The sequence below is a fragment of the Brachyspira sp. genome, assembly GCF_029258575.1.
Classification (GTDB): Bacteria; Spirochaetota; Brachyspiria; order Brachyspirales; family Brachyspiraceae; genus Brachyspira.
Map to the genome: position 1 here is coordinate 1 of NZ_JARHYI010000134.1, position 2,038 is coordinate 2,038.

Below are 2,038 nucleotides of genomic sequence, written 5' to 3' on the forward strand. Positions count from 1 at the left end.
ATAAATCCTCAGAGTTGGAAGATCAGATATTGAAAGATAAAGAAGAATTAGAAAGTAAATTAATCTCTATTAAAGATAATTTATTTTCAGTATCTGGTAAAAATGAAAGTATAGAGCATTTATTTAATGAAGAGTTAAAGAAATTAGATGAATTATTTAATAGGGTTCATAATGATAATGTAGAGTTTAGAGATAGATTAGAGAAGCGTATAGAATATTTTGAAGATACTTGGTCTGATAGTACTAAAATTAGAAGTTTGTATGCTTCTGAGATGAGAAACGAATTAGAAGAAGTTAAGAAAGAAACAGAATTGAAATTCGAAAATTATTTGAATGATTTGAATAATAAAATAGACTCTATTAATGAAGATATATCTGTTTGGAAAGATGATAATATTAATAATTTGTTATCTCAGCTAGAAAATGCGAAGAAAGATATATCTGATTATTTAGCATCTACAGATGATAATAAAAATAAACTTATATCTGAAGTATTGGCTAAAATTGAAGAGAAAGAGCATAGTATCTATTCTAATATAGATTCTAAGATATTAGAGATAGAAGAAAGATTATTAGATACAGATTCTAAACTTAATAATGATATAGCATCTAATTTAGATAATCTTCATACTATGTTAAATGAAGCAGTATCTAAATATGATGAAGAGATAAAGAATATTGAAAGCTATAGAAATTTAGAGTCAGATAAATTACTAGAAGAATCACATAGTCTTATAGATGAGATAAGAAAAGGTTATGAGCATTATTCTAATTTGATAAATGATACTTATAATAATTCTTTGAACTCTTTAAAAGATTATAGTAATTCTGTTAAGGAAGAGATAGAGAAAGCTAGAGAAGAATCAGAGAGTAAACATTTATCTAATGAGAAGAATTATATAGATAATTATTTGAAAGATTATTCAGATAAGATGGATAAAGAAGTATCTGATAAGATCAATGTTTTAGAAGAAGCTAAAGTACAATTAGATAATATTGCTAAATCTTCTTTTAGTACTTTGGAATCTAATATAGAGAATGCTATTTCTAAGTTTGAAAAAGAATCTAATGAAAAACTTTTAGAAGTCATTCATAGATTAGAAAAAGATTCTAAAGAGATAATCTTTAATAAGAATGAATATAGCCTTTATTTATCAGAGCAGTTAGGCATTATCAATAAGAAGATAGAAGATGAGATGTCTAATGTTCTTAATAAGGTTAATGATGATTTATCCAATTTATCAGATAAGGTTTATTTTGATATAGGTGGCTTAAATAGTAAATTAGAAGAAGAAGTTAATAAAGTTAATGATAGATATGAATCTTTAAGCCGAGATTTTGATGAAGCCTTAGAGATGATAAAGGGTAGTATTTTAGATAGAGATGAGCTTATAGATTTACAGAGTTCTGAGAAAGATTTATTATCTAATAGAATAGATGATATAAAAACAGAGTTTGATATTTTGAAGTCAGAGCTTTTGAATAATATGAGTAATAAAGAAGATATTTCCTCTCTCTTTGAAGATGAGAAAGATAGAATAGAAAAAGCTTTTGAAGAGTTTACTAGTGATTTATTGTATAGAGTAAATAATTCAGAGAGTGATATTAATTATATTAAAGATTTACTTTCAGATGATAAGTCTATTATTTTAGATCATATTAATAGATTGAAGGAAGAGATAGATAGTATTCGAGCAGATGAAAGTATAACTGAGTTAACTTTAGAGAAGAATAGTTTAGAAGAGTCATTTAATTCTATTAAGGAAAATTTCTCCAAGTTAGAAGATTTAGAGAATAGTTTCTATCAATTGAAAGATGAATATTCTAATGATTTGAGTTCTTTAAGTTCTAATGTAGAGTTATTAAACAGCTATATAGATAGTATGAAGAATAATATTAATGAATCATTAGATAAATCCTCAGAGTTGGAAGATCAGATATTGAAAGATAAAGAAGAATTAGAAAGTAAATTAATCTCTATTAAAGATAATTTATTTTCAGTATCTGGTAAAAATGAAAGTATAGAGCATTTATTTAA

1 protein-coding gene is annotated in these 2,038 nt (G+C 24.7%); it reads left to right on the top strand.

Going from position 1 to position 2,038, the window contains the following annotated elements; translation table 11 throughout:
• Nucleotides 1-29 precede the first annotated feature (29 nt).
• Nucleotides 30-2,038: V-type ATP synthase subunit I domain-containing protein (locus Q1J76_RS10490; protein ID WP_498034214.1), on the top strand; the 2,009-nt coding region annotated here is incomplete at its 3' end.